Below are 26651 nucleotides of genomic sequence, written 5' to 3'. Positions count from 1 at the left end.
CCATGAGCACTCCTTCACTGACTGCTCCCAAGCAGCCCCTCTTCTCCCGGCTTCCAGTGGTTTCCCACCTCAGGAAAAGCGTTGGCCTCCAACGGGGCATGCTGATAGTGGGCGTTGTCCTCAGCGGGCTGTTCCTGCTGACAAGCATTCTCGCACCGCTTCTGGCCCCTTACGGCTACTCCCAACTCAGCGATGCGTCCGGTTCCTTCCCCACCCAACAGGCACCGGGTGCCAAACACCTGCTTGGCACCACTGTGGGCGGCTATGACGTCCTGTCCCGTGTCCTATGGGGATCCCAGACGGCCGTGACCGTCATCGTCGTGTCCGTGGCAATGTCACTTTTCCTTGGCGTCGCCCTGGGCCTGCTCAGCGGCTACTTCGGCGGCTGGTTGGACCGGATCCTTGTAGTAGTGGCGGACGCCATCTATGCCTTCCCCACCCTGCTTTTGGCAATCGTCATCTCGATCGTCATCAGCCGTGGCCAGTCCAGTTTCTGGGGCGGTATTTTCTCCTGTGCGTTCTCCATCACCGTGGTGTTCGTGCCCCAGTATTTCCGGGTCATCCGCGCCGAAACCATCCGGCTCAAGGCCGAGCCTTTCGTCGAGTCGGCCAAGGTACTGGGTGCATCCAGCCTGCGTATCATCGGACGGCACATCTTCAAGAACGCAACGCGCACCCTGCCCCTGATGTTTACGCTCAATGCCTCCGAAGCGATCCTTACGCTTGCAGGCCTTGGCTTCCTGGGCTTCGGCATCGAGCCAACATCGGCTGCAGAGTGGGGCTTTGACCTGAACAAGGCACTGGCCGATACCTCCTCCGGTATCTGGTGGACCGGTGTTTTCCCTGGCATCGCCATCGTGCTGACCGTCCTGGGCCTGACGCTGGTTGGCGAAAGCATCAACGACCTCAACGATCCCCGGATCCGTGGCCGAAAGCGCGCAGGCACCACGAAAACCCCTGCAACCCCGACAGCTACAGAGGCAGGTAAGCCATGACCACCAACCTCGGAAACATTTCCGACGCCGGGGCCGCCAGTGAACCCGTCCTCACCATTGACCGGCTCAAGGTAACTTTTGCCACCGATAGCGGAGACGTCCATGCGGTGAAGGACGTCAGCCTGGACGTTAAGCCTGGTGAAGTCGTGGCGATCGTGGGGGAGTCCGGTTCCGGCAAGACCGTGACGGCCAAGACCATTCTGGGCTTGCTGCCTGAAACAGCCATCAGCTCCGGTGCCGTGGTGATCAATGGCAACAACGTGATCAGTGTCAGCAAATCCGCGCTTCGAAAGATCCGTGGACGCGACGTCGCCATGGTTTTCCAGGAGCCCTCCACAGCATTGAATCCCGTGTTCACTGTTGGATGGCAGATTGCCGAGGGGATCCGCGCCCACGCCAAGGATGGCCATCGCGTATCTTCCCGGGAAGCGAAGGAACGGGCCACGGAAGCCTTGCGCAAGGTGGGTATTCCGGACCCTGAAACCCGGGTCAACTACTACCCACACCAGTTTTCGGGTGGGCAAAAGCAGCGCGTGGTGATTGCCGCCGCATTGGCACTGAACCCTGGTCTGATTGTGGCCGATGAACCAACGACAGCCCTTGACGTGACAGTACAGGCGGAAATCCTGCAACTGCTCCGTGACTTGCGGGACAACTACGGCACATCAATCGTGTTGATTACCCACAACATGGGGGTAGTGGCCGACCTCGCTGACCGCGTGGTGGTCATGTACCAGGGCGATGTGGTGGAAGAAGCGCCCTCAAGGGTGTTGTTCGCGGAACCAAAGCAGGACTACACGAAAAAGCTCCTCGCGGCGGTCCCGCACCTTGGCCGCAACTCAGCCTCGGAAGGTGCCCGTGGCCGGTTGCATCAGGATGGCAAGGTCCTCGTTGAGGCGAAGAACCTCACCATCGAGTACCCAGGGCGCTTTGGGCGCCATGGCTTCAAAGCTGTGGACAACGTCAGCTTCACTGTCTCCGAGAATGAGGTCTTCGGTTTGGTGGGGGAGTCCGGCTCAGGCAAATCCACCATCGGGCGGGCGATCGCAGGGCTGACAAGGACAACCGGCGGCAGCCTGAAGGTCCTCGGCTACGAAATGCTGGACTTCAAGGAGCGGACCTTCCGTCCGCTGCGGAAGGAGATCGGCTTCGTTTTCCAGGACCCGGCGGCCTCGTTCAACCCCCACCTCACCATCGGTGAGTGCGTCGCTGAGCCGTTGATTATCCACACCAAGCCGAGCGCGGCTGAGGCGCGGAAAAAGGTAGGTGAGCTGCTCGAGTCAGTCCAGTTGCCGGCGTCGTACGCGCAACGCTACCCGCACGAGCTGTCCGGTGGACAGCGGCAGCGCGCCTCTCTGGCGAGGTCGTTGGCGCTCAACCCACGCCTGTTGATTGCCGACGAACCAACCTCGGCGCTGGACGTCTCAGTGCAGGCCAAGGTTCTGGACCTGTTCAAGGACATCCAGGAGCAGTTCGGCTTCGCGGCCCTGTTCATCAGCCATGACCTCGCAGTCGTGGACATGTTGTCGCACTGGGTTGGCGTGCTGTACAAGGGACAGTTGGTGGAGCAGGGCATCGGCAACCATGTGATGGGCTCGCCCCAGCACGACTACACCAAGCGGCTGATCGCCTCCTTGCCGGTTCCGGACCCTGATGAACAAGCACGACGCCGGGAAGCGCACCGCGCGCTGTTGGGCGGCTAACCCGCACGCAGGCTGAACGCAACGAAGGCCCGCCACTGTGAGCAGTTCACTGTGGCGGGCCTTCATTCGTTCTGGGCCTTGGTGCGCTACTCGGACACGATGGCGATGTTGAACATCTTTCCCTTCGGCTGCTGCATGAAGATCCTTAGCCACAAAGGCAGCCACATCTCCATTCCGCGGGCGGCGTCGAGTCCACCGAGGTCCCTGATGTGCTCGGGCGCCCAACCAAACTCCTGCAGCAGGCCTGACACTGTGGACTTGGCATCCGCGTCGTTTCCCGCCATGAACATGTCATGTGGGCCCGGAAGCCGCCCTGGATCCACCATCACGGGGGCGCTGACCGTGTTCAGCGATTTCACTACCCGCACCCCGGGGTAGGTCCGTTGAATGGTCTCGGCGATGCTGTCGGTGTTGCAGACGGTGAGCGAAGGAGGGAAACCGCCTGATCCATCCAGGGCGTTTGCCACATCCAAGAGGATTTTGCCGTTCAGGGTGGTGTCGCCGGCTTCAGCGAGGACGGCCAGGCTCACAGTACCGGGTGTTGCATTCACGATCAGCTCGGACTCTGCGCACGCTTCCGCGAAAGAGCCCGCACGGGCGCGCGGACCAGCTTGCCGGGCCCACTCCTCGCCCTTGGGATTTCCGGATTCACGGGAACCCATGATGACCTCGTGGCCCAAGGACACCAGCTTGCCAGCGAGGGCGTGCCCCACCATTCCAGTTCCCAGGACAGCGATTTTCATGGAATCTCCCTTGGTCGAGTGCAGTGATGCTGCCATTCTGCACCGATTCCCGCGATGGGAACACCGCTGGCGGGACGCAGTCAGGTAACACCGGCAACGCTACCGCCGCACCCCATAGACTGGGGACCATGACCGAGCAGAACAGTGCCCTCCCCGAAGACCACGATTCCTTCAACCCGTCAGCGAGTTCCCTCGCGGGCCAGGTGGATCGCGGCGTCATGGATGAGCTGCTCTCCATCCGGTCCAGCATTGACAACATTGATGCCACACTCGTTTTCCTGCTCGCGGAACGCTTCAAGGCCACGCAGAAAGTAGGGATTCTCAAGGCCACCCACAAGCTTCCCGCGGGCGACCCCGGACGCGAAGCAGCCCAGATCGCCCGGCTTCGCCGCCTGGCCGAGGACGCACATCTTGACCCCGCATTTGCCGAGAAGTTCCTGAATTTCATCATCAGTGAAGTGATCCGCCATCATGAGGCCATCGCAGAGGATCACCAGATCTCCAGCCAGCAGGCCTGAACATATGTCAGGAGAAGTACAACGGGTCAGCGCGACGGCTCTTGGCCCATGGCCAGGGATCGACCCTGCGGAATCCCTGCGGATCATCCGGGGCGAATTGGGGGACCCCCACCTTCCGTTCCTGCCTGAACTGCCGGACCGTGGTGTCGGATCCGATGCCGTAGGCAGGACAGCATCGTTGCTGGTGGACTTGGCCGTGGATGTTCAACCACATGGTTGGAGACTGGTGGACCGGCCGGGAAAAGACGCGCAGCGGGGACGGTCCGCGCTTGCCACTGACATCAACATCCTGGCTGACGTCGCTGGAACAGAAGAGGTTTCAGCCAGGGGGATCAAGGTCCAGTTGATGGGTCCCCTGAGCCTCGCAGCCGGTTTGTACCTGCACAACGGAGAGCGGGCCCTCCTCGATTTTGGAGCGCGCCGCGACATTGCAGAGTCACTGGCAGCCGGAGTCGCAGAACACCTCCAGCGGATCTCGGAAGCGGTCCCTGGAGCGGGTATTGTGGTCCAGCTGGACGAGCCGGACATTGCCGCAGTGATGGGCGGCACGATCCCGACGGCGAGTGGTTACCGCACCCTGCGGTCCATCCCGGGCGAGGAGGTTGCGGGAGCGTGGCGGTTGGTGATCGATGGGCTCAGGGCAGCGGGCGCCGTCGAAATTGTGGTAGCCGTACCGGAGATAGAGGCGCCGATTGATCGCATACTTGATGCGGGCGCCGATGGCGTTGCTGTGCCGCTGAAGGCATTGACAACCCGCCAATGGGAGCACCTTGCCGCAGCAGTGGAAGCCGGCAAGCGTGTGTGGGCCGGTGCGATGCCCACATCAGACACTGATGCCAGGCTTCCGCGGACGGCCGAGATCGTGGAAAGCATTTGGCGGCCTTGGAGCCAACTGGGTCTCCCGGCGTCGGCCTTGCCGGCACTGCGACTGACGCCGGCTACGGGACTCGCCCACGTGAAGCCCGCCACAGCCAAGGAAGTGCTTGCCCGACTCACACAGGTGGCTGACGGCCTGGACCAGCTGTCACAGGGTTGACCGGCCTGTCCCAGGGTTGATTGGCAGGGGCTAGATCCTCTTTTCCCAGCGATCCGGTTCCGCATAGCGGGGGAGTGAGGTGCCTTGGGCTGCCCCGGGCAGGTAGGGCGCCAACCGGTAATCGAAGCGGCCGGCATAGACAAGCACGACGCCGATCTGGGGTTGGATGACCTTGACCTGGATGCGGTGCTTGCCCTCGTCCCCGTCCCACCACTGCTCCGCAAAGGCCTTTGCGTCCAGGGCCGCCGGCAACGGAATGCGCAATGGACCCAGGAAGAGCCGGCTGGCTTTCGACACGCCCCGCAGCCGGCCGTTAGGCGTGACACTTACATCCAGGTCCGTGACGAGGCGGCGGTAGCGGCCGACATGGTCCACCAACCGGGCCGGTGCGGGGGTGACGGAGCTGGCCTGCGGCGCGGTGATAGCGCTCGTGGTGTCGTGGAACAACCGCGTCCCGGATGGGAAGTAGATTTCACGCCGTGCCGTGAGGGCTTGCCGGCCGAAAGGATCCACGTGGGCATGGTTCTCAATGCGGAACGGAATGCCTTCGCCGTATTCAGGGAAGAAGGCCTCTTCGCTTCCCGTCAGGGCCAGCAAAGGACGCAACCATTTTTGCGGGCACCCTACGACGTCAAAGACCCCCTCGCCAATTCCATACGATCCGGAGCCTGCCGCCAGGGAGAAGTACTCCTGTAGTTCGGGGGCCAGCTTGTTGAAATCATTGCCCAGGGCGAGCCGGTAGATGGCTTCGTTCATTGGAGTCCTTCCTAGAGCCGTCCGGCCGCTTTAAGCCGGATGTAGGTGTCAGCAAGCAGGGGAGGGACCTCGGAGGGTTCGGCGTCCACCACTTCAGCTCCGAGTTGCCGCAATTGTTCTGTGACGGCGGCCCGTTCCAGCAGGGCGCGTTCGGCGGCGGCGGCACGGAAAACCTGGCCGGCGGTGGAACGCCCGGCTTTCATGGCTGCCAGCAAGGGGTCCCGGACAGACGCGACCACCACCACGTGCTGGCGGACCAGCTGGGCCACCATGGGGAGAAGCCCTTCCTCGGGGGCGCCGCCGTCGAGGGCTGTTAAAAGCACCACAAGCGAGCGGTGTGCCGATACGGCCCGCACCTGGCCTGGGATCTGCTGCCAGTCCAGTTCGATGAGCTCGGCCTCCAAGGTCGCCATGGCCTGAACGAGTTGCGCCAGGAGATTGCCTTTCGAAGCAGACTCGACCCTCGCGCGGAGCATCCGGTCGTAGGCGAGGAAGTCAACCCGGTCCCCGCCCCGTTCCGCCAGAACCGCGAGCAGCAGCGCCGCCTCAATCCAAGTGTCCAGCCTCGGCTCGTCGTCAATCCTGGCCGCCGCGGTCCGCGATGTGTCCAGAACGATCACGACACGCCTGTCCCGTTCCGGACGCCAGGTACGCACCACCACAGATGTGCGACGGGCAGTTGCACGCCAGTCGATGGACCGGACGTCATCCCCACGAACGTAGTCCCGCAGAGAATCGAACTCCGTTCCCGCGCCCCGGATCTGCACGGCCGCCCTGCCATCAAGCTCGCGCAGCTTGCGTAGTTTCGATGGCAGATGCCGTTTGGAATGGAAGGGTGGCAGCACTCGAAGCCGGCCGGGAAGTGCCCTGGTTCGCTGCCGTGCGGCCAGCCGCAAGGGCCCGTACGAACGGACCGTCACGTGCGGGCTTTCAAGATCGCCCCGGCGCCGTGGGAGCAGGGACACCGTCAGGCGGCGACGTTCGCCGGGTGGAACGTCGAGCGGCTGGGCTGGGTTCAGGGCTCCAGCGGAAGGTTGCCAACCGTCCCGGACCATCGCCCGTAACTTCCGGCGGCCCAGGTTGGTCACCGTGAGGACGGAATCAACCTGACTCTCCAAGGTGACGTTGCCCGGTTGCTGACGCACCAAGCCCAGCTTGGCCGGGGAAGCCGCCAGGATAAGGTCAAGGGCAAGGAGCAGCAGCAGTCCGATAGCGATGAACAGCACGGTGATCCACGCCGGAAACAGCAGCAACGGAACCAGCCCGGCAACTGCCAGCAACACGAAACGACCCGTGATGGCCATCAGGGTACCCGTGCCATTGCTGTCATCTGCATCACCGGCAGAATCAACGAGGCACCGGAACGGACGCCAGGATGCTGCCAAGGACGTCGTCAACGTGGATGCCATCCATCTGGGCCTCAGGACGCAGGGCCTACCCGGTGCCTGAGGCAAGGCAACGATAGCGCTTTGACGTCGTCAGGCGTCACGAAGGGCCGCCCGGACAACCAGGCCCATGCCTTCGAAGTGTTCAGGAGGGCAGTAGCGCCTCGAGGAGAGACGCCCAGCTGGAAGGACGGCGCTGACCTGGTTGCTCGGACCACATCCACAATGTAGGCCAGGATTTCCGGTGCGACGGTCACTTGCGCCACAGCCGCACGGGCGTTGGAAAGCTCGACGGCGCCAGCCACCGCCCGCACGCCGGCCGCGGCGAGGTTCCGGGGGTCGAAGCCACCGGCGTGCCGGCGGATTACTTCGATTTCCTCGGCTCTGCCGGGCAACGGCATGGTCAACTTGAGGAGGAACCTGTCCAGCTGGGCCTCGGGTAGTGGGTAGGTTCCTTCGTATTCCACGGGATTCTGGGTGGCAGCCACGATGAAGGGCGCAGGCAGTGGGCGCGATACGCCATCCACGGAAACCTGGCGTTCCTCCATGGCTTCCAGGAGCGAGGCCTGCGTTTTGGGTGGCGTTCGGTTTATTTCATCGGCCAGCAGGATGTTGGTGAAAACGGGCCCTTCCCGGAACGTGAATTCCGATGAATGCGAGTCGTACACCAAGGAGCCCGTGACGTCACCGGGCATGAGGTCCGGGGTGAACTGTACGCGTTTGGTTTCCAGGCTCAGGGCAGTGGACAACGCCCGGACCAACAGCGTCTTGGCGACGCCGGGCACACCTTCCAGCAGGACATGGCCGCCGCAGAGAAGGGCGATGAGCATGCCTGTCACTGTGGGATCCTGGCCGACCACAGCCTTCCCAACTTCATTCCGGACGTTCAGCAGGGATTGTCGGGCAGGATCCTCCATGCCGCTGCTGTGTACGCCCTGCTGTGGTCCATTCACCTGGGGTTCGCCCGCGTGTGCATGGTTTACCTGGTGGGCCGTGCCACCGGAGTATTGGTTGTTGCTGTCCGTATAGTTGTTCGGCTGGTTGCTCATCGGGCCGTTGCCTCCTGCTCGATTCGTTCGATCTGTTGTGCCCACTGCACCAGTTGTCCTTCTGTCTGGGGTCTGGAATCAATTAATGCCCACCGGATTGCCGGTGCCTGCCGTCCAAGGCGCCGGGCCACGGCGTCGATAATGGCCTCCCCGGTGGCGTCCGTCCCCAGGTTGAAATGCCTGGCCAACCGGGCGAGGGTTCCTGCCCGGAGATTGTCGGCGGCGCGTTCCACGGCACGTGAATCCTGATATAGACGTGCACGTCCTTCGGCCGTTTCTGCGGCCTTAACCACCACGGGAAGTGGTTCAAAGACCAACGGTCCCAAGCGTCGTCCGCGCCAGAGGATGGCAAGGATAGCTATGACAGCCAGCCATGGGCCCGCAAACGCCAGCCAAGGCGGTGCGAGCTCGTTGAGCGTCGGGGTGGATCTATCGGACGCTACATCGGCGATGCCTGGTGTGTACCAGACCAAGTCGGGGCCGCTTCCCAGGGTCCGCATCGCCAATGCGGCGTTGCCAACGGCCGCGAGGTGTTGGTTTTCCAGCAACTGGGTGCTCCCCAGCACAATGATGTGCCCATCGGCCGAGGCCACATAAAGTCCAGGTCCATCGCTGCGGGTGGCGTAGCAAACAACTGGCCCCAGGTACACCGGTCCTTGGGCGGCAACGGGTCCTGCCTGCTCTGCATCTTCCTGGCTGCAGCCCGGTTCAAGGATTTTTGTCGCTTCGGGGACCACACCGCCGGGGCGGAACTCCGGATCGAGGCCGTTCAACGTGCGCAGGCGCGGTGCGACCACCACTACCCGCCCGGCCGCAGCACTCACATCCTGCAACTGCGATCTATCCAGGAAACCGCGGGGGTCATACAGCAGCAAGGTGGCGTCGCCGTCGGAAAGAGCTGCCAGGGTGTCTTCGAGGTTATCGGTTGGAGTTATGCCCACACCGTGGCGCCCCAGTATTTCGGCCAAGGCCATGGCCCCGTCGGGAGCGGGATTGCGGGTAGATAGCGACCCGGAGTCTTTGGGTGCCGAGAACCGCTCCACCACCAGGAACGTCACGAATGCGGCAAACACTGCCCCCAGCGCAATCCACACCAGGTGCTCTCGGAACCAACTCCACAATGCGCTGGTCCGCCGTCGAGGCAGAGTTCCTCCCTGCAAAGCTTCCGGCACCTGTTCCTGGAGGGTCATCGCGGCACCGCGAATCCCTGTTGGCCTTGGCCAGTGAAGTCAGGGGTTAGGGCGAGGAGGTCCGTATCCAGCTTGCGCAATTCGTCGTAGTCCGGGCGTGTTGCGGCCTGTTCCCCATAGCGGACCGCATCAAACAGGCGGGCGGCGTCGAGCAGCCGGAGTTGAGCAGGGGTGAAGGGCCCTGGCCCAAGTGGCCTGCAGCCTCATCGGCCGTCCGACCGGCCCGCGCTTCAATGACATCCCGCTCCTCCGCGGAACGCACCAGCGCCCGGAACTGATCGACGACGGCGGAAGGCCAGTCGCCGTCGTCGGCCGCGGCAAGGGCACGCTTCCGGTATGTTGCAGCATCCACAGGCGTGTCCTTGCCGTAAATGCCCGTAACGGAGGCTTTTCGCGTGGCGTTCAGCCTCGGACGGACAACGAAGACAGCCACCACGATGAGCACGACAGCCAAGGCGATGATGAGGGGGACAGCCAAGTTGCTTTCCGGCGAAGTTCCGTCCCCTTCCAGGGAGCTGAGCCAGTCCAGGAAATCGCGCCAAAGCTGGTCCAGCCAACTGGGCCGGGCCTGGGCGTACTGCGCCTTGGATAGTTCCTCCTCGGCCCAACGGCGTGCTTCGTCACGGTCCGGGGTCACCGGCGGTTCAGTGCTGGCCAAAGCGGGAATCACATGGATTAGCGTCTCCCTCATGCCTGCGGCCGGTGCCCCGGAGGAGAGCCTGGCCATTGTCCGCCGCCAGGAGGCCATGTGTTGCCGTGGACCTGCAGGGGAGGACCACCCGGGATTCCCTCCGGATCCGAACCGCTTTCCATCAGCCGCATCAACTCCACGTCCAGCCCATCCCGACGCATTCGAAGATCCATGTAGATGAGCGCGGACACGGATGTTTGGAAAGCGAATGTCACAGACCCCACCAAAGCCCCAATGACCATCGAGATCACGGTCGTCAGGATCAGGGTGGAGGCCACCGTCCCGGCGTCCGGGTGGGGAGCGATGACCGATCCAATCGCGGTGGCGGCGAGCGAAGCTGGAATCTGCACTATCTGGGCGATGATTCCCACCATCACGCTCACCAGCAGCGTTATGCCGAAGATGCGCCACCAATTGCTCTTGGTTAATTGCCAGGATCGCAGGAGCCCGTCATAGACGCCGATCCGCTCCACGACGATGGCGGCCGGAGCGAACATGAGCTTCAGCCCAATCCAGACAAAGACGATGATTGCCCCGAAGCCCAAGGGGATGACAATCAATAAGGCCGCCGGACCCAAGGCCGTGAACAACAGCACGGCAATCCCGACGACGGCTGCTGCGGCCAGCAGTCCACCGAAAGTGAGCACGGCTGCTACCCCCAGCAGAGGAAGGATCCGACCGACAGCCAGCTTCCACATCTGCCCGAAGCCTGTCCGCCGGTTGAGGACAGAACGGGAAACCGGAATGACCATGACGCCCTGGAGAACGGCGCCCAGAAAGCCGATCAACACAGAGACTCCCACCGAACCCGCCATGACGGCCAGGAACGGGCCAAAGAATCCCGCCGCATCCCCGCTGAAATCCGTTGTTTCCAAGGAATCCATAAGCTCGTACATGGCCACGGTGACAACACCCAGGAGGGCAGCGGCCGTGGCCTGGACGATCAGGGCTGAACCGAACATCGAGGCTGCATTCCGGCGTATGGTCTGGAAGGAGCCGTCGAGTATCTCGCCGAACTGCAGGGGCCTCAAGGGAATGACACCTGGCTTGGGTGGGGCAACGTACATTGGTTGGCCATAGGGTGGACCGCCGGGCGCAGCCGCAGGCCATCCACCCGCCGGGCCTCCCGGAGGGTAGCCCGGCCAGTTGTTGCTACCGCCCTGTGGGGCTGACCACGCGGGCGGACCTCCCCACTGGGGCTGGTTGCCCCACGCAGGCTGACCGCCCCACGCAGGCTGACCGCCCGGATATGGCTGCTGGCCGTGCTCTGGCTGTGACACGATTTCCTCCCCAAGAGATCCGGCCCGCCGACATCCGACGTCCCCCACATGGACCTTGGCCCCAAGCCTATAGTCCCGGTGTCCTCCCTCATAGCCTGAGCCCATACTGCCCGGACACCGGATCTACATCGAGCCAAGCGCGGCCGTGCAGTACGGTGGAAGTGCCTTGGGGGACGCCATGCCGTGCGCCCGCCCAACAGGACAAAGGCTTGGCGATAAGGGAATATATAACTATGAAGGCACGCATTCTGGTAGTTGACGACGACGAAGCGCTCGCAGAGATGATTGGTATTGTCCTGCGCAATGATGGCTTCGAGCCCGTATTCTGCGCAGACGGCGGCCAGGCTCTTGAGGTGTTCCGTTCCTCCAAACCCGATTTGGTGCTCCTGGACCTCATGCTGCCGGGTTCGGATGGCATCGAAGTTTGCCGGCAGATTCGTGGAGAATCGGACGTCCCCATTGTCATGCTCACGGCGAAATCGGACACTTCGGATGTTGTTCGAGGTCTTGAATCCGGCGCTGACGACTACGTGCCCAAGCCTTTCAAACCCGCTGAACTCGTGGCTCGTGTCCGTGCGCGCCTTCGGCCGGGCGAACAAAAGGCTCCGGAAACGCTGCGGATTGCTGATGTAACCATCGACGTCGCCGGGCACCTCGTGACCCGCGGTGGAGAGCGCATCTCGCTTACGCCCTTGGAGTTCGACCTCCTGGTGGCATTGGCCCGGAAGCCGTGGCAGGTCTTTACGCGCGAACTTTTGCTTGAACAGGTATGGGGATACCGCCATGCCGCGGACACCCGGTTGGTCAATGTCCATGTTCAGCGTTTGCGCTCCAAGATTGAACGGGATCCGGAAGCGCCCGAAGTTGTATTGACGGTGCGTGGTGTCGGGTATAAAGCAGGTTCCTGAGTCTCCCGCCGGCAAGACCGGCAGCACGGACAAGGACCAGAGCCCGAACGCTCCGGAGCAGCCCGCCCAGGAGCACGCCCCAGGCTTGGAGCAGACCCCAGGCCAGGAACAGACCCCGCAAACTTCGGCGTCCGGGGATTCAGCCTCCGCTTCCAGTGATCCAGTAAGAAGGAACCTTCCCTGGCTGATGTGGCGCGCCCGGATATGGACACGGCGTGGCCTGATTCTGGTTCTCAGGGTTTCCCGTCTCGTCTCGATCGGTGTCCGGCAGATACGGCCGGGTCTTCGCTTCCTCTGGCGTTCTTTGCTGAGGCGGTGGCGGCGGTCACTGGAGTTCAGGACCGTGCTGACGACGCTGCTGCTTGCCGTAACGTCTTTTGCGATCGTCGGAGCGTACCTTTCCAACCAGATAGCCAATAACCTGTTCCAGGAAAGGCTCGCCCAGGCGGAGTCGGAGTCCCGGTACAACGTAAAACAGGTTCAGGACACCTTTGACGGCGCACAGGTTACTGATCAATCAAGCGTCATCACGCTGGTCTATGACACGCTAACCGCCGTAGAGGGCCGGGGCTCGGTGATCCAGCGGCGCTACGTCTTTGAAGCCGTGCCGGAACAGACCAAACCCCGTAACCGCTGGGTAGAGTCGCGCGCCTCTGACCAACTCACGGTCCGTGTCATCCCGCCGGAATTGCGGAAGGCTGTCCAGGAAGGCGGGAAGCAACAGTTCTGGGCCTCCATGCAGTTCCCGGTGGGAAACGAGGACCGCCCCGGTATTGCTGTCGGAAACAAAGTGACCTTTAACGGCACTGCCTATGAGTTGTATTTGATCTATGACCTGAACACCGCCCAGAAGACCCTGGACGAAATCCAGAACGTGCTGTGGGCCGGTGGTGCGGCGCTCGTGCTGATGATTGGTGCCATCGCGTGGTACGTCACACGCAATGTCGTCAGCCCTGTGAGCCATGCTGCCGTGGTGTCGGAAAAGCTGGCGGCGGGCCAACTCCAAGAGCGCATGGTGGTCAAGGGTGAGGATGAGGTCGCCAGACTTGGTGCTTCGTTCAACCACATGGCGGCCAGCCTGCAGGAGCAGATCACCCAGCTCGCCACGTTGTCCCAAATGCAGCAAAGATTCGTCTCGGATGTCTCGCACGAACTTCGCACGCCCTTGACCACCGTTCGCATGGCCGCGGAGGTCCTTTACGACGCCCGTGAAGACTTCGACCCTATGAACAAACGCTCGGCCGAGCTCCTCTATCACCAAGTGGAGCGCTTCCAGTCCTTGTTGTCGGACCTGCTGGAGATTTCGCGCTTCGATGCCGGTGCAGCCATCCTGGACGCCGAACCCCAGGACATCTTCCAAGTGATCTCGCACGTCATGGAGGGCGCAGCACCCGTAGCCTCCGAGTACGGGTCCGAGGTTCGCCTCAACGCCCGTCAGAAGAGCATCATTGTCGAAATGGACTCGCGCAGGATCGACCGGATCCTGAGGAACCTGCTGCTCAACGCCCTTGAGCATGGCGAAGGAAAACCGATCCACATTTCTGTGGCAGCAAACCATGACGCCGTGGCCGTGGCCGTGCGGGACCACGGTATTGGAATGAGCCCAGCGGAAGCTGCCAGGGTTTTCGACCGTTTCTGGCGGGCTGACCCGGCACGCGCCCGAACTACTGGTGGCAGCGGCCTGGGATTGTCCATCGCAGCCGAAGACACCAAGCTCCACAACGGCTGGCTTCAGGCGTGGGGCCGCAAAGGGGCGGGCTCAAACTTCAGGTTGACCTTGCCGCTGAAGCAGGGCGGAACCATCCTCAAGTCGCCCCTTCAGTTGGAACCTGCCGACATCGACTTGCCCGGAGCCGGAAGCGAACGCCAGATGCTTGTCCTGGGCACAGGTTTTGGCAGTACAGACGGCAAATCCGACGTCGGAACGCCTCCTTCGGCTGACGAGGGAAAGGGCGATGGATCATGAGGGTCCTTGGCACCGCACGCAGGCGGGTTTTCGTTGCTGTGCTGGCGGCGCTCATGGTCTTGCTGGCTTCGTGCGCCCAGATTCCCCGGTCCGGTCCAGTGGGAAAAAGCCAGGATGAGGGAGCGGGAAACCCCAATGCCCCTGTCTTCTTCCCCGCAGCACCGCGTGCAGGCTCCACACCTGAAGCCGTCATTGAGGATTTCTATATGGCCGGCAGCGGCTATGAGGACGACTATCCCGTAGCGCGGCAATATTTGACCCAAGCCCAGGCCGTAACGTGGAAGCCGGATAAGCGGGCCATCGTTTTCCGCGGGGCCCGCGTGGTTAAGACGGCTGTGGAGAATGAATACGTCTACGAGGTCGACCTTGCCTACACGGTGGATGCGGACGGAATAGCCACCCAGTTCCCGCCGGGAACCAAGGAGACCATCCCCGTCTCGCTGGAGAAAGTGGAGGGGGAGTGGCGGATCTCCAAGGTTCCGGATGGTACTGCGATTCCGGAAGAGACCTTCAAAGTCATCTACGGCGCCTTCCCCATCTACTTCTACGACCCGACGTTCACGTATGCGGTGCCGGACTACCGGTGGTTCATCAAGAAGAAGACTGTTAAGTCCATGACCAGTGCCCTGCTTGCCGGGCCTGCGCCTTATTTGCGTGGGGCAGTGGTGAGCGCTTTTCCCTCCGGGATGAAGTTGGCCAGGGAATCTGTCCCTGTCGTTTCAGGAGCAGCCCAGGTGGATTTGTCGGCCAAGGAACTGTTCGACGCATCGGCAGAAGACCGCCAACGCATGCAGAACCAGCTGGCCTTAACCTTCAGGGGGCAACCGGACGTCATTAACGTCCAGCTTCGCGCCGACCAGGACCTGGTCCGCGTCGAGGACAACGGGACAGTTCTGCCTCCGGTTGTGGACAAGAATGTGCCTGCCCGCCAGGTTGCCGTCAGTAACGGCGACTTGGTCCGCTATGAGAACAACCGGGTTTCGCCATTGCCTGATATTCAGTCGGTTGCAGGTCTCGGCCCCCATTCACCCGCCGAGTCGCCCGTATCCCAAACCGTTGCCTTCCTCAACGGCGACAAAACCACGTTGTACTCCATCGAGCCGGGTCAACCGGCCCGCCAACTGACCACCCGAAGCACGTTGAGCGGGCCTTCGTTCAGTCCTCATGATTGGGTTTGGACGGCGGGACCAGGCGCCAGCGGGAACACGGAGGTTGTGGCATTCAAGCCCACTGGCGTTGCCCCTGGCATGGCTGTGCCCACGGCGACCATAACGCCCACGTGGCTGTCCGGACGGACCGTCAAGGATTTCCGGATCTCACGCGAAGGTACCCGGGCGCTGGTGATATCCGAGGCGAACGGTAAATCAGTGGTTCAAGTGACGGGCATCGTCCGGAATGCAGACGGCGCGCCCAAGGATCTTACGACTCCAATCACACTTTTCACCTCCACCTCCCCTGACCAGGGAGTGTGGGTCAACGGATCCACCGTTGCCGTCATGTCCAGTTCGGCTACGGCTACCGTGGTTCCGGAGTTGCTCTCGCTTACCTCGGGGGAGCCGCAGCAACTGGCACCGTGGGACGGCCTCATGAGCCTGAGCGCAGGTAACGGGTCGGAACAGATCTACGGGCAGTCCACAGCGGGAATTTTTCAACGTGTCGGAAATGGTTGGGAACTTCAGCTCAAGGGCCCAACGGAGCCGGCCTTCCCGGGCTGATCCGGGAGCCGGCCACCCCGGAGGCGCCGCCCCAACACGACGGTGGTTGTTCACATAGCGCGCTGTGGGACTGTTACCGGAACAAAAAGTGCCCAAGGCTACCAGCATGATTGTTTCCCTGAACGACCTCCCGTATGCCGTCAATGGTCCTCGAACCGCCCAACGGATCCAGCGCCGGCTTGACCCGGATGTTGGTGCTCCTGACACGTCAGGACCCCGGCGACGCGGAAAGGACAGGCGCCTGCTTGGGCGCGTGTTTGCCAACCTGCAAGCGGCATTGATGGAGTTGGTTGCACTCCTGGTTCCCGTTGATTGCGTCTGCTGCGGTGTGGAAGACACCGTCCTGTGCAGGCATTGTGCCAAGCGGGTGCGTCAGCTTTGCAGGAAACCCTTCAGGGCCGAACAGGAGTCGCCTGCGCTCGTCGATGTTGATGGCACTGTAAAGCTGGGCGTGGTGGCGGCAGGGCCCTATCGGGATGAACTTTCGCAGTCCCTGTTGTCGTTCAAGCGGTTAGGCCAGTGGCGGCTGGCCGAGGTGTTGGCGCCTTGCCTCGGAAACGCAGTTCGGCTGGCCATTGGTGACCAGCCGGGGTTTTGCGTTGTTCCCGTTCCCAGCAGCGGCAGGGCCTTCCGAAGCCGGGGTTTCAGCCCCGTCCACGTTCTGCTCCGCTGCATGAAGAGACGGGGGATGTTGTCCAGGTGCCCGGCTCTTGATGCGCTTGAGAAGACCGGGAATCTCCTGGAAAACCAGCGGCTGGCCGCAACTTGCAAAGACTTGGTCGGAGTTGGCGTCAGGACCCTCCTTGGCACGGAGGGGAAAGATGGTTCCACGGGCCAAAAAGGACTCGGCAGGGGTGAGCGTGCCAGGCGTGTCCGGGGTTCCATGAGGGTACGACCCCGCTACAGGGAAAAGATCCGTGGGCAAAGATGCCTGATTGTGGACGATGTTCTCACCACGGGAGCCACCCTGGCGGAGGCTGCCCGGGCAGTGTCCGCGGCGGGAGGGATAGTCTGCGGCGCCGTTGTTCTCGCGGCCACGAGGCCACCAGCCTACGCCTCCAATACCGCCGGAGACGAGCCCTCGGATGGGGTTAAGACGCAAACAAAAAATAAGTGGCCAAAGGGTGAATAACTCGTGCCGATGAACTAACGTCGGTTGTGGGTACCAAGAACAGATGTACCTGTCGATAGCGGCTCGGAAAGGGGCTCGACTGTCCGTCAGACCAGCCCCCTACAGCGTCGTTGTCGTGTCACCTGAGTTATTTGGAGGGCACCATGGAGTTCATGATCAGCGGACGAAATCTGACAGTTTCTGACCGCTTTCGCGAATATGCCGGCGAGAAGATCTCAAAGATTGAATCGTTGGGGGACAAAGTCCAGCGAGTCGACGCCAAGGTTTCCAAGGAGACCAACCCCCGGCAAACGCCGGGACAGCTCACCGTTGAAGTGACAGTCCTGGGCCGAGGCCCTGTTATCCGTGCCGAGGCCACAGCCGCTGACAAATTTGCTGCCTTCGATCTTGCGTACAACAAGCTGCTTGAGCGGTTGCGCCGCGCGAAGGACAGGAAGAAGGTGCACCATGGGCGTCACACGCCCAAGGCCGTTCGGGAGGCAACGGCGTCCCTCGAGCCCGCCAGTGCCAGTGAGCCGATCTACGTAGGCGCCAGCAACCAGCAGGAACCTGAACCGCAGGCCGAGGAGCGGTCGCCCTACGACATCGAGAACGATATTCCAGCAGGTGATTCACCCGTTTTGATCCGTCGGAAGGTCTTCCCCGCCGCATCCCTCACTCTCGATGATGCAGTGGACAACATGGAACTGGTGGGGCACAACTTCTACCTGTTCCTGGATAAGGAAACCAATGCACCCTCGGTTGTGTACCGGCGCAGTGGCTGGACTTATGGTGTCATAACCCTCGACTCCACCTGCGAGCCCGGCGAGGAAGCCGTGGAGGAGAAGATCCACGCGTACCGCTCGGATGACCAGGCGGCCACCGCCAAGTAAGGCTTTATCGCACGTGAAAGGACTTCAATGACCGCTTCGCTGAGCCTGTCACAGGCACGGCGGATCGCATTGGCAGCCCAAGGATTGGCGAAAGTCCGGCCCGCCGGCCCCGTGACCCCACGGGCGGTGGGCCGGACCTTTGCACGGATCCAGCTTGTCCAGATCGACTCCGTGAATGTGCTGGCGCGGAGCCACTATCTGCCATTCTTTTCCCGCCTGGGAAACTATGATCCGGCAATCCTTCACTCCATGGCAGGCCGAAAACCCCGCAGAATGATGGAGTACTGGGCTCACGAGGCCAGCTATATCCGTCCGGAGCATTTTCCCGACCTTCTTCTTTGGCAGAAGCGGGCTTGGGTTGGTGCCCATCATATGGAGCCCGCGGTGCGGATCGCCATGGAGGAACGAATCCTCGCGGCCCTGGAGGCCCGGACCGCCGATGACGGCATCTGCCTTGACTGCACAACTTGGGCACACCCAGGACGCCGAAAGCGGAAATTGGGGTTGGAACTGGAACGCCGTGAAGCGCGTTCTGGAGCATCTGTTCGAAGAAGGCCGCGTTTCGGCGGCGTCGCGGACACCCCAATTCGAACGTCTCTACACCATTACTTCCAGGGTCCTGCCGGGTTCGCTACACAGCGGGATGGATGCGGATGCCGCCCTTGACCGGCTCATGGATGCAGCCGCCATGGCACACGGCATTGGAACGGTCCGGTGTTTTGCCGATTATTTTCGGACCCCGCTAAAGACCGGGGAGGCGTCGGTGCAGCGCCTTCTCCAGGCAGGCCGGCTGGAGCGCGTTTCGGTTCGCGGCTGGGAACGGGAAACCTACCGCCACGTCGAGGCCGGATTGCCACGGAGGGCCGAAGGCCGGGCGCTCCTGAGCCCTTTTGACTCGCTGGTCTTCGAACGGCGGCGCCTGGAAGAACTGTTCGGGTTCCACTATCGGATTGAGATCTACACGCCCGCTGCCAAGCGCCGTTTCGGCTACTATGTTCTGCCCTTCCTGCTTCGGGAAGGCATCGTGGCCCGTGTCGATTTGAAGGCTGACAGGGCCGCAGGCCAACTCCTGGTTCGGTCCGCATTTGGTGAGCCAGGAGCGCCGCCCGATACCGCCGTCGAGCTTTCCGCCGAATTGTGGCTCATGGCCCAATGGCTCGGCCTTCAGGAAGTTGTCGTGTGGCCGGTAGGGGATCTCGCGGTTCCACTCTCCGAGGCAGTGAACGGGGGCCCTGAACCAGACGGGCCAGGCAGTCCGCTCACAGGGGAACCGGATAACGTGGCGATACTCTCTCCCGTAGACTGAAACAGCCAGAATTCGGCAGCATGAGACTGGGAGCAATTTCACGTGGCATCACTAATCGAAAAACTTCTCCGCACGGGTGACAAGAAAACACTCAGGCAACTGCGGAACTATGCCGATTCCATCAATGCCCTGGAAGACTCTTTCAAGACGTTCTCTGATGCTGAACTCCGGGAGGAAACAGACCGTTTGCGCTCCCGGCACCAGGACGGCGAGACACTGGACGCGCTCCTGCCTGAGGCCTTTGCTGCGGTCCGTGAGGCCTCATCCCGAACGTTGGGCATGCGGCATTTTGACGTCCAGCTGATGGGTGGCGCCGCCCTCCACCTGGGCAACATCGCCGAAATGAAAACCGGTGAAGGCAAGACCCTCGTGGCAACTGCGCCGGCATACCTCAATGCCCTCACCGGCAAGGGTGTCCACGTCGTCACGGTGAATGATTACCTTGCCGAATACCAGTCCGAGCTCATGGGACGCGTCTACCGCTTCCTTGGCCTGACAAGCGGATGCATCCTCTCCAACCAGGATCCGTCAGTGCGTCGGCAGCAGTACGCCGCGGACATCACCTACGGGACAAACAACGAATTTGGCTTCGACTATTTGCGCGACAACATGGCCTGGGACGCCAGTGAACTCGTTCAGCGGGGGCACAACTTCGCCATTGTGGATGAAGTTGACTCGATTCTGATCGATGAAGCGCGTACCCCGCTCATCATTTCGGGTCCGGCCCAAGGCGATACGAACCGCTGGTACAGCGAATTCGCAAAGGTCGTACTCCGGCTACAGCCGGAAGTTGACTACGAAGTCGATGAGAAGAAGCGGACTGTTGGTGTCCTGGAAGCCGGAATTGAAAAGGTGGAGGACTACCTCGGTATCCAGAACCTGTACGAATCGGCCAACACCCCGCTCATTGGCTTCCTGAACAACGCCATCAAGGCGAAGGAACTCTTCAAGCGCGACAAGGATTACGTCATCCTCGACGGCGAGGTCCTGATTGTTGACGAGCACACGGGCCGTATCCTCGCCGGGCGACGATACAACGAAGGCATGCACCAGGCCATCGAGGCCAAGGAAAACGTCGAGATCAAGGCCGAAAACCAGACCCTGGCAACGGTAACGCTGCAGAACTACTTCCGCATGTATTCGAAGCTGTCCGGTATGACGGGTACGGCCGAGACCGAGGCAGCCGAGTTCATGAGCACGTACAAACTCGGAGTTGTGCCCATTCCCACCAACCGGGACATGCAGCGCATTGACCAGTCGGACCTCGTCTATAAGAACGAGATCGTCAAGTTCGACGCCGTCGTCAAGGACATTGCGGAACGCCACGAAAAGGGCCAGCCCGTACTGGTTGGCACCACCAGCGTTGAGAAGAGCGAATATCTCTCCAAGCTGCTGGCAAAGGAAGGTATCCGCCACGAGGTCCTCAACGCAAAGAACCACGCACGGGAAGCCTCCATCGTTGCCCAGGCCGGACGTAAGGGTGCCGTCACGGTAGCAACCAACATGGCAGGCCGCGGTACCGACATCATGCTTGGTGGCAACGCCGAATTCACTGCGATCGCAGACCTCGCCAAGAGGGGCCTGGACCCGGAGGAGAACTCGGAAGAGTACGAGGCAGCATGGCCGGAGGCACTTGCAGCGGCCAAGCAGGCGGTTAAGGACGAGCACGAGGAAGTACTGGACCTTGGCGGCCTCTACGTGCTGGGCACCGAACGCCACGAGTCCCGCCGGATTGATAATCAGCTGCGGGGCCGCTCCGGACGCCAGGGCGACCCCGGGGAATCACGTTTCTACCTTTCATTGACCGACGACCTCATGAGGCTGTTCAATTCCGGTGCTGCCGAGCGGCTCATGAACAGTTCGGTGCCCGACGACGTCGCGCTGGAATCAAAGCTTGTTTCCCGCGCCATTGCCTCGGCCCAGGGCCAGGTGGAAGCGCGTAACGCGGAGCAGCGCAAGAACGTCCTCAAGTACGACGACGTCTTGAACCGCCAGCGTGAAGCGATCTACGGGGACCGTCGTCGGATCCTCGAAGGCGATGACCTCCACGAAAAAGTGCAGTTCTTCCTGGAAGACACCATCAGCGCGCTTATCGACTCCGCCACAGCGGAAGGCAACGGCGATGACTGGGACTTCAACCAGTTGTGGTCCAACCTGAAGACGTTGTACCCAGCCACCGTAACTGCTCAGGAAATCATTGATGAAGCCGGCGGCAAGTCCAGGGTCACTGCCGAATTCCTCAAGGAAGAGATCCTCTCTGATGCGCGGCTTGTGTACCAGGCCCGTGAAGAAGCCATTGGCTCTGAAAGCATGCGGGAGCTGGAACGCCGCGTCGTTCTCTCGGTGCTTGGGCGTAAATGGCAAGAACACCTGTACGAGATGGACTACCTCAAAGAGGGCATCGGGCTGCGGGCCATGGCTCAACGCGATCCGCTGGTAGAGTACCAGCGCGAAGGCTTCGTGATGTTCCAAAGCATGATGGAAGCTATCCGCGAGGAAAGCATTGGTTTCCTCTACAACCTTGAAGTTGAAGTGACCCCCGCCGAAGATGTCGTTGTTGCCGACGATACTGCGGCAGGTGCACACACCGAGCACCACGATCCCCAGATCCGGGCTGCCGGTCTGGAGACACCCGAAAAGCCGGCGCAATTGCAGTACACAGCTCCAGGCGAGGACGGGGCAAGCCAGACCCGCATCGAGGGTCGCTCCTCGGGCCGGTCCGGTAATCCTGCCAAAGCAGCCACCCAGGAGCAGCGCAAGACCGCCAAGAAGAAGCGGCGCTGATCCAGCCTCCCTTATGAGAAAGGACCCCGGACACAAATCCGGGGTCCTTTTTCGTAGATCCGCTGCCTCCAGATTAAGGCAACCAGCTTGGCTTAGGGGTGCCTGGTCACGTGCGCTGAGCCAAGCGGGTGCCCAGCCAAGCGGGTGCCTAGCCAATCAGGTGCTTAGCCAATCTCCAGGGCGGTGACCTGCCATGTCCCCTCGGACTGTTCCAACCTCATGGCAATAGCGCGGGAGCGCTGCTCCTCAGAGACAACGATGCTGACCTCGTAGATGGAGTCTGAAATGGCGCAAGCACGGACGGAGCGGACCATTGGGCTTCTGTGAATTTGAAGCGAGCCGCGGGTACGTGCAGCGTGTTGGCGTGTCAGTGCGGCCCGATGCTGGAGCGAAAGGAAGCATGGCGCATCGAGGGATCTGGACAGCTGGAGGGCCGACCTTGTCCCGGCAAGTACTTCTACTGCAGCTTGAGCGATACTTCGTGCCACCAGCCTTACGTCAAGGGTAGAAGCGTCGGCTCCTGCATTCGTTGCGGAACGTTTGGTTCTTTGGCGGTCTGCGTGGCGGCGTGCAGTTACAGCAGTCATGGTCAATCCTCATGAGTTCACTCTGTGAGCCGTTGCGCGGGCATCGCTTGGCTCAGGTTGCTACGTCTGGGATGACAATGGGACTGGTCTTACATTTTGAACGAGTGCCCCTGAGTGGGTGCCGTTCAGTGCAGTCGGATTCTTTAGGGCCGGCGAAGACCCTTAGCTTGGCGTTGGGGGCTGCAGCACTTGCCCTGCTCGCAGGGTCGAAGGGTCGTCGCCAATGATCCTTCGGTTGGCTGAATACCAACTCGGCCAATGCAGGGCGATGTCAACGTCTGTCGCCAAGGGTCCAAGGCTGGCTGCGGCAATGGACCACAGCGTGTCACCTGGTTTGACGACAATGCCGGCCTCAGCGGGGTGTCCAAACGTCATCCCGCGAGAGCCCGGACGCGACAGGAGGGCCGGGTTCAACTATGGGAGGACGTGGCTGCCAGGCAGGCCCTGGCCTTGCCTCATGGCTTTCTTCGGTGTTTCGCGCTGGAACCTCCACAGCGGGCACGGGTCCTTGTGTGCCAGCTGATGGATGCCACGCTGCCATGGATGTGCCGCCACTGGAAGTGGCTTGCCATTGAGGTTCCGGCATTGCGGCTGCCTGTGCCGCCTGAACTCCGAGGAAATTCAGGCTTAGAAGGGCACATGCCAGCCTCAGCATGAAGGCAGGACTGAACTTGGCGATGGCGTTGGCGCTGCCGCTCCTTCCCGTGCCATGCAGAACTGCGGCCCAAGCTGCGAGGCCAAGTGAGAGAATCCACCAGGACACAATGGCAATTCCCGCGGCGCTGGATGCAAGGGCGAGGAGGTGCTCGAACGTACTTCTCTGTCCGTGGGCCACATCCATCTGCCACTGCCCCAAGAGGGTTTGCCCAACGATTACCAGCAAAAGTCCCAGCGCGAGGAGCACGCTAGCCAAGGCGGCGTCGTGGCGGATCCTTGGTGGATCGCTGCTCATTCTTACCCTTTCGGCTCTTTAGTGCAGTTTGATGTCATTTGGTTCTGTTTGCCAATTCTCAGCACAGTCGAAGGACTTTGTCCAATCATGACGGGAAAATCCGATTGCGGTTGGAGCCACGCGCTACGGGTCCTATTGTGACCATATGAGATGGGACTCTCTCTTTGAAGATCTGGAAGCGCAGTTTTCTGCTGAGCGCACCTTGGCCCGTGAATCGGAAATATCCGAGCGCGTGCGTGTCGAGCTCGCCGGCTTGGACCTTGCGGACAGGCTTCGGGGAGTCGCCGGAGCTGAGCTCGCATTGGTACTGGGCAGCGGCATTTCCCTCCGGGGAACCCTGGGCCACATCGGTGGGGACTGGTTCGTATTGAACGACAACGGACGGCAATGGCTCATTCCATGCGCATCGGTAAGTCATTACGACGGACTCGGAAGATTGGCTAGAAAACCCGTCTCCCAAGTCCAAAGTTCGATTAGTCTTGCCAGCGCCCTCCGGGGGCTCTCCCGAGATAGGGCGCCGGTGACAGTGGTGCTGGCCGCCGGTCCGACGGGAGACCACAGGCTCCATGGTGTCATCGACAGGGTCGGACGGGACCATTTCGATTTTGCCGATACACGGGGCGAGGTACGGCGGGGCGGTGCGGTGGCTGCCGTGAGGACTATTCCCTTCACATCACTTGCGGCCCTGTGCTCAAGCGGGAACCAAGGACTCTAGCCGTTCGTAGGCGTGTTTGGCGCCTCCACGCTAGCTCGACTTGGACTTGGCCTCTTCAATCATGCGGCTGGCCTCGGCATACCGCTCCTCGATGTATTGCTCCAACATCTTTTCCTCGATGCGCCATTGTCCGCGCCCTCCGACCTGGATGGCTTTCAGCTCACCGCTGCGTACCAGGGCGTAGGCCTGCGGCGAATTTATCTGGAGTTGTTCGGCGACGTCCGCCAGAGTCAGGAATCGGGGCATGCGACTATTTTGGCATCTGTTGGCACCGTTTGGCACAGTTATCCACAATTTCCCATGATTTGGCGTTCTTGACTTTGGCTTCCGACACGTCACGGCAACAATGAAGAGGCGGCGCGGACAACCATGCCATGAAACTTCAATGGGGGAGCAGAAAGAATGGATCCGAGTACAGGCGGGGCCGGCAACAGGTTGAAGAAGCCATCCTGGAAGGATCCACGGCTGCTGGTGGGAGTGCTGCTCATGCTTGTATCCGTCGCCGGAGTCATCTCGGTTGTTAGCACCGCTGATCGGACCACACAGGTTTATGCAGCACGGGAGGGCATTGCCGTTGGCCAAACCGTGGGGCCGGGGGATCTAACCATCGTCCAGGTTCGCTTGGACGACGTCGAGTCCGCCTACGTTACCGTGGAGGGCGGAATTGCCCAGGGCAAGGTGGCGCTGCAGAGAATTGAGAAGGGCCAACTCGTTCCACAGAAGAGCCTCGGGCAGGCTGACGGCCTGAACCGCAAGCCTGTTGCCATATCAATGGATGAGTCACTTCCAGCGCAGGCAGTTCCCGGGGCGAAAGTGGACGTCTGGGTGGCCATGCCTGGCTCGCAAAACGCTTTTGAAGAACCACAGCTATTGCTGCCTGGCGCCGAAATCGCAGAGGTAACAGCGGGTTCCGGTGCCCTAGGAGCCTCAAAAACAACGGTCGTGCTCGTGCTGGTTACGGACAAACAGATGCCGAAGCTGCTGGGTGCAAAGGCAAACGCCGCCAAGGTATCTGTAGTTTGGAACCCCGCGGGCGTCAGTCAATGAGCATCCCTGTCATAACTGTTGGCCAGGCACAGGAAGCGGTGGTTGGCGGGCTGGAGCGATTGCATGGCCCCGTGACGGTGGTCCGCCGGTGTTCAGAGCTTGCGGAGTTGATGGCTGCCTGCCAAAGCGGCCTTGCCCTGGCGGCAGTCGTCGCGGAAGGCTGCGAAGAACTAACCGCTACATTGGTGGATCGGCTGGCTGCCGTGGGTGTGTCCATTCTCGCCTTGACTGTGGACCCGGTGGAGATCTCGAGGCTCACTGCCATTGGTGTAGTAACTGCGTCCACCGATATTGAGCCCGCTGCCCTTGCCGTGAGGATTTCCGATGCAGTGGGTCGCCACGGTGGGCCGCTCCGCGCCCGCAAATTTCCCGACGCCGGCTTCGCAGACTCATCTGCGGGATTCCAGTTGGCGGCGGAACCGCGCGAAACCGAAGCGGCCGGATCGGGGAGGGTAATAGCAGTGTGGGGCCCAACTGGCGCCCCGGGAAGAACCCTGGTTGCAGTAAACATGGCTGCCGAGTTGGCGGCCGAAGGCAAGTCCGTGATTCTTGTGGATGCTGACAGCTACGGTGCGAGCGTGTCGGCCATGCTGGGGCTGTTGGAGGAGTCGGCCGGACTCGCCCAGGGCCTGCAGGCTCGCTGACCAAGGATTACTGGATTCGGATGCACTGGACCGGGCTGCTACGCCTGTCTTCACCAAGAGCGGTGGATTTCGAGTACTCACTGGAACCACAAGGGCGGACCGCTGGACTGAGCTGAGGGCCTCTGCACTTTCGCTTGTCCTTGAAAGGGCCAGGCAGGTTGCCGAGGTAGTTGTCGTGGACACCGGCTTCTGCCTGGAGGCAGATGAGGAATTGAGCTTTGACACGATGGCGCCACGCCGCAATGGCGCTACCTTACGCAGTTTGGAGCTGGCGGACGAGGTTTTTGCCGTGGGGGCTGCCGACGCGATCGGCGTTCCGCGGTTGGTCCGTGGCCTGGCCGAGCTCGAAGCTGCGGTTCCGCACGCAACACCACGCGTGCTCCTCAACAAAGTTAAGCGGGCGTCGGCGGGCCGTTCGCCCAGGCAGCAATTATCCGAGGCCTGGGAGCGCTTCGGGCCTGGACATGGCATTGATGCCTACTTACCTGCAGACGCGGAAGCGTGCGATGCTGCCCTATTGTCGGGGTCTGTCCTGTTGGAATCATCGCCCGACTCTCCCTTGCGAAGAGCCATTGCGGGGCTTGTCTGTGCACCTATCCAGCAAAATCCCAAATCCCTTGGCCGATCTACCAGAGCCTTCGGCCTGCTTAAGCGCTAGGCTCGCCATGTGGGCTGCA

General features: G+C 61.6%; 20 protein-coding genes and 3 pseudogenes. 13 read left to right on the top strand and 10 right to left on the bottom strand.

What is annotated here, in order from left to right; all coding sequences use genetic code 11:
• Positions 1-2: 2 nt before the first annotated feature.
• Both LDP01_RS06735 and LDP01_RS06730 read left to right on the top strand, forming a co-directional pair.
• On the top strand, positions 3-995 hold the full coding sequence (locus tag LDP01_RS06735) for an ABC transporter permease (protein ID WP_224088100.1): 993 nt from the start codon (positions 3-5) through the stop codon (positions 993-995).
• Complete coding sequence (locus tag LDP01_RS06730) at positions 992-2698, top strand: ABC transporter ATP-binding protein (RefSeq protein WP_224088098.1); 1707 nt, start codon at positions 992-994, stop codon at positions 2696-2698. The genes LDP01_RS06735 and LDP01_RS06730 overlap by 4 nt, the downstream gene beginning before the upstream one ends.
• Before the next feature lie 86 nt (positions 2699-2784).
• Here the strand turns inward: LDP01_RS06730 and LDP01_RS06725 are convergent, their stop codons facing one another.
• Complete coding sequence (locus LDP01_RS06725; RefSeq protein WP_224088096.1) at positions 2785-3441, bottom strand: NADPH-dependent F420 reductase; 657 nt, start codon at positions 3439-3441, stop codon at positions 2785-2787.
• Positions 3442-3569: 128 nt separating this feature from the next.
• Between LDP01_RS06725 and LDP01_RS06720 the strand changes: the two genes are divergently transcribed.
• Complete coding sequence (locus tag LDP01_RS06720; RefSeq protein WP_224088095.1) at positions 3570-3959, top strand: chorismate mutase; 390 nt, start codon at positions 3570-3572, stop codon at positions 3957-3959.
• 4 nt (positions 3960-3963) lie between these two features.
• Positions 3964-4995, top strand: coding sequence for a uroporphyrinogen decarboxylase/cobalamine-independent methonine synthase family protein (locus tag LDP01_RS06715; RefSeq protein ID WP_224088094.1), 1032 nt, complete (start codon positions 3964-3966; stop codon positions 4993-4995).
• 30 nt (positions 4996-5025) lie between these two features.
• On the opposite strand, the gene LDP01_RS06710 is transcribed toward LDP01_RS06715, so the two are convergent.
• The 6 genes and pseudogenes from LDP01_RS06710 to LDP01_RS06685 all read right to left on the bottom strand — a co-directional run bounded on the left by LDP01_RS06710 (position 5026) and on the right by LDP01_RS06685 (position 11133).
• Positions 5026-5751: a DUF4166 domain-containing protein gene (locus LDP01_RS06710; protein WP_224088093.1), complete on the bottom strand. Its 726-nt coding sequence runs from the start codon at positions 5749-5751 to the stop codon at positions 5026-5028.
• An 11-nt stretch (positions 5752-5762) separates the two neighbouring features.
• Positions 5763-7055: a DUF58 domain-containing protein gene (locus LDP01_RS06705; RefSeq protein WP_224091099.1), complete on the bottom strand. Its 1293-nt coding sequence runs from the start codon at positions 7053-7055 to the stop codon at positions 5763-5765.
• A gap of 43 nt (positions 7056-7098) precedes the next feature.
• A pseudogene (locus LDP01_RS06700) lies at positions 7099-8185 on the bottom strand (AAA family ATPase).
• A complete protein-coding gene (locus tag LDP01_RS06695; protein ID WP_224088092.1) occupies positions 8182-9375 on the bottom strand; it encodes a DUF4350 domain-containing protein in 1194 nt (397 codons plus the stop codon). The pseudogene LDP01_RS06700 and the gene LDP01_RS06695 overlap by 4 nt, the downstream one beginning before the upstream one ends.
• A gap of 46 nt (positions 9376-9421) precedes the next feature.
• On the bottom strand, positions 9422-10066 hold the full coding sequence (locus LDP01_RS06690; RefSeq protein WP_224088091.1) for a hypothetical protein: 645 nt from the start codon (positions 10064-10066) through the stop codon (positions 9422-9424).
• The gene (locus tag LDP01_RS06685; protein ID WP_224088090.1) at positions 10063-11133 is read right to left on the bottom strand and encodes a DUF7847 domain-containing protein; all 1071 of its coding nucleotides are present in this window, start codon (positions 11131-11133) and stop codon (positions 10063-10065) included. The genes LDP01_RS06690 and LDP01_RS06685 overlap by 4 nt, the downstream gene beginning before the upstream one ends.
• Positions 11134-11579: 446 nt before the next feature.
• On the opposite strand from LDP01_RS06685, the gene mtrA reads away from it, so the two are divergent.
• The 7 genes and pseudogenes from mtrA to secA all read left to right on the top strand — a co-directional run bounded on the left by mtrA (position 11580) and on the right by secA (position 22029).
• The gene (gene mtrA, locus LDP01_RS06680) at positions 11580-12254 is read left to right on the top strand and encodes an MtrAB system response regulator MtrA (protein WP_144649950.1); all 675 of its coding nucleotides are present in this window, start codon (positions 11580-11582) and stop codon (positions 12252-12254) included.
• Positions 12255-12441: 187 nt separating this feature from the next.
• A complete protein-coding gene (gene mtrB / locus LDP01_RS06675; protein ID WP_263433769.1) occupies positions 12442-14220 on the top strand; it encodes an MtrAB system histidine kinase MtrB in 1779 nt (592 codons plus the stop codon).
• Complete coding sequence (locus LDP01_RS06670) at positions 14217-15935, top strand: LpqB family beta-propeller domain-containing protein (protein ID WP_224088087.1); 1719 nt, start codon at positions 14217-14219, stop codon at positions 15933-15935. The genes mtrB and LDP01_RS06670 overlap by 4 nt, the downstream gene beginning before the upstream one ends.
• 106 nt (positions 15936-16041) lie before the next feature.
• Positions 16042-17067 (top strand): ComF family protein, encoded by a 1026-nt coding sequence (locus LDP01_RS23665; protein WP_346658867.1) that lies wholly within the window; start codon positions 16042-16044, stop codon positions 17065-17067.
• A 143-nt stretch (positions 17068-17210) separates the two neighbouring features.
• Positions 17211-17939, top strand: a complete 729-nt coding sequence (gene hpf, locus LDP01_RS06660) for a ribosome hibernation-promoting factor, HPF/YfiA family (protein ID WP_224088085.1) — start codon at positions 17211-17213, stop codon at positions 17937-17939.
• 27 nt (positions 17940-17966) lie between these two features.
• Positions 17967-19245: pseudogene (locus tag LDP01_RS06655) on the top strand (winged helix-turn-helix domain-containing protein).
• A 42-nt stretch (positions 19246-19287) separates the two neighbouring features.
• On the top strand, positions 19288-22029 hold the full coding sequence (secA, locus tag LDP01_RS06650) for a preprotein translocase subunit SecA (RefSeq protein WP_224088083.1): 2742 nt from the start codon (positions 19288-19290) through the stop codon (positions 22027-22029).
• A gap of 164 nt (positions 22030-22193) precedes the next feature.
• Here the strand turns inward: secA and LDP01_RS06645 are convergent, their stop codons facing one another.
• The 3 genes from LDP01_RS06645 to LDP01_RS06630 all read right to left on the bottom strand — a co-directional run bounded on the left by LDP01_RS06645 (position 22194) and on the right by LDP01_RS06630 (position 24529).
• Positions 22194-22616, bottom strand: coding sequence for an Rv3235 family protein (locus LDP01_RS06645; RefSeq protein WP_224088081.1), 423 nt, complete (start codon positions 22614-22616; stop codon positions 22194-22196).
• A gap of 352 nt (positions 22617-22968) precedes the next feature.
• Positions 22969-23568 carry a hypothetical protein gene (locus tag LDP01_RS06635; RefSeq protein ID WP_224088077.1) on the bottom strand — a complete coding sequence of 200 codons (600 nt, stop codon included), beginning with the start codon at positions 23566-23568 and terminating at the stop codon, positions 22969-22971.
• Positions 23569-24313: 745 nt separating this feature from the next.
• A complete protein-coding gene (locus LDP01_RS06630; RefSeq protein WP_216924027.1) occupies positions 24314-24529 on the bottom strand; it encodes a helix-turn-helix domain-containing protein in 216 nt (71 codons plus the stop codon).
• A gap of 156 nt (positions 24530-24685) precedes the next feature.
• Here LDP01_RS06630 and LDP01_RS06625 point away from each other — a divergent pair, with 156 nt between their 5' ends.
• Positions 24686-25330 carry an SAF domain-containing protein gene (locus LDP01_RS06625; RefSeq protein WP_224088074.1) on the top strand — a complete coding sequence of 215 codons (645 nt, stop codon included), beginning with the start codon at positions 24686-24688 and terminating at the stop codon, positions 25328-25330.
• Positions 25327-26632: pseudogene (locus tag LDP01_RS06620) on the top strand (P-loop NTPase). The gene LDP01_RS06625 and the pseudogene LDP01_RS06620 overlap by 4 nt, the downstream one beginning before the upstream one ends.
• The last annotated feature ends 19 nt before the right edge of the window (positions 26633-26651 follow it).

The sequence above is a fragment of the Arthrobacter sp. StoSoilB13 genome, from assembly GCF_019977255.1.
GTDB lineage: Bacteria > Actinomycetota > Actinomycetes > Actinomycetales > Micrococcaceae > Arthrobacter.
Note: the sequence above shows the minus strand (reverse complement) of the source record. Positions and strands in the feature narration are given on the sequence as shown.